The sequence below is a fragment of the Leyella stercorea DSM 18206 genome, assembly GCF_000235885.1.
Classification (GTDB): Bacteria; Bacteroidota; Bacteroidia; order Bacteroidales; family Bacteroidaceae; genus Prevotella; species Prevotella stercorea.
In genome coordinates, this window is record NZ_JH379414.1 from 1 (window position 1) to 2157 (window position 2157).

2 protein-coding genes are annotated in these 2157 nt (G+C 37.2%); both read left to right on the forward strand.

Features of this window, described 5'->3' with window-relative positions:
• Positions 1-45 precede the first annotated feature (45 nt).
• The gene (locus tag HMPREF0673_RS05830) at positions 46-348 is read left to right on the forward strand and encodes a hypothetical protein (RefSeq protein WP_007899365.1); all 303 of its coding nucleotides are present in this window, start codon (positions 46-48) and stop codon (positions 346-348) included.
• Positions 348-1661, forward strand: coding sequence for a 5-methylcytosine restriction system specificity protein McrC (locus HMPREF0673_RS05835; protein WP_007899366.1), 1314 nt, complete (start codon positions 348-350; stop codon positions 1659-1661). Before HMPREF0673_RS05830 ends, HMPREF0673_RS05835 begins: the two co-directional genes overlap by 1 nt.
• The last annotated feature ends 496 nt before the right edge of the window (positions 1662-2157 follow it).

Genomic DNA, 2157 nt, shown 5'->3' on the forward strand with positions numbered 1-2157 from the left:
AAGTAGTCAACTAAAAACGTTAAACTACAAGAAGACCGTCTGGAAATGCTTTCAGAAAAGCTCGACCATGATACCTGTGATAAGGCTATCAGGGTCATGAATGCGTTGAATGAAGAGATTTCCAAAACTCGTGGTCTTGGCTCCGCTTACCAAATAGGACCAGCTTATTTCTTGAAATTGGATAAAGAACACTATAATGGCGATTTTACCGCATTATGGGATATGCACATTGAAATTCTCCTCAAAGAATATCTTCGTGGTTATAGCAATGCAGACGCAAAAGTAGAAGAATTTAAGAACATATACTTTGATTCGCTGAACGGAAAAACTATAGATATTGTTGACTGATGATAACAATTCAAGACAATAACTATCAAGGAAAAGTCTGCTCTCTTCATGATGTAGCAGACCTACTTTCTATTGGCAACAAGTCCATCAGACAATTATGTGATGAGAATGAGCATCTGCTTGTTTTTCCATTGAGCATAGATGATACTGATGACAGAATTGGCGATAGTACGATTGTTGACATCTATGCAGAAAATGAAAACTTTGTCAGAATAAAGTCTGGAAATATAATGGGGTTTGTAGGACGCAAGAACCAACAACTGAAGATTTATTCACGTTTTGACAATCAGAAACACGATTTCTTTCTACACTATATGCTACAGAAGGTCTTTTCATTCAACATTTTCAACTTGGATTATACATCATCAGAAGATAATGTTTTCGAATTTCTTGTCTACATGTTCCCAGCTATGTTGAAAAAAGCTATGCGTCAAGGTATATACAAAGAATACAGAAGATTCAAACACAACGACGCTAACGTACGTGGCACGATAGACATAAGTCGCCATATTAGGGAGAATATTCCTTTCCGAGGAACTGTCGCATACAACACAAGAGAATTCAGCTTTGACAATTCGGTAACAGAACTTATTCGTCATACAATAGAATACATAAAGACAACACCTTCTGGTGATATAATCTTATCGTCTGACAAGACTGTTGAAGACGGCATTAAGAAGATAGTTTCATATACTCCTTCTTACAATCATACAGAAAGAATAAAGATTATACAGGACAACCTACGTCCTTGCTATCATCCTTTTTATAAGGAATACACAGCTTTACAAAAACTATGTATTCAGATTCTTCGCCATGAAGAAATAAAGTATGGAACCGATGACAATAGAATTTACGGAATCCTATTTGATGGAGCGTGGTTGTGGGAAGAATATCTAAACACTCTCTTGTGTGAAAAAGGATTTATACATCCCGAAAACAAGTTAGGATCAGGAGCTATCTATCTCTTTGAACATGGAGGACAAAGATTTCCAGATTTTTGGAAACATGATGTCGTTCTTGATGCAAAATACAAAAGACTTGCCACAAATGGAAACGGCCTTGATATTGACCGCAATGATGTCCATCAGATTATGGCATATATGTACAGACTTAAAGCACCTAAAGGTGGCATTATATGCCCTTATATGGGGGACAGCAATAAAGTTATTTCTCAAAAGATGCATAAGGAAAGCTATTTAGGCACAATGTATTTATATGCTTTGGCTATATCAAGAGATGATTGTGATTCGTATGAAGAGTTTGTAAAAAGGATTGCAGAAAAGGAGAATGCTCTATTGAATGAAATTTCATAATTTTCACCATACAGTACAGCAAGCATATCGTAAAACTTAACGATTATGCTTGCTTCCTTTATTTTATTATAACCTCAAATCCGCAACTAAGCCCTTCAACGTCCTTCTTGCGTGTACAGGTTCTCTCATTACTGAATTAGCAGATAGAATGTGAGGATTTCCTTCATCAGTTTCCTCACGAATACTACGATGAGAACATGCTTCACGGTCTCCTCATTTCTGAGGTAAAGGACTACGAGGAATGCATTCGTCTTACAGACACCTTCCTGCCTTTCGTGGACAACTAGGCTGTTTGCGACATCATGTCTCCGAAGGTGTTTGCCAAACACAAGGAGGAGCTATTGGCGAAGATCAAGACTTGGAGTAAATCGTCACACGTTTATACTTGTCGCTTTGGAATAGAGACACTTATGTCTTATTACCTGGATAAAGACTTCAAGGCAGAGTATCTTGAAATTCCAGCCTCTGTAAGGAGCGAAGAGTATTACGTAAAAAT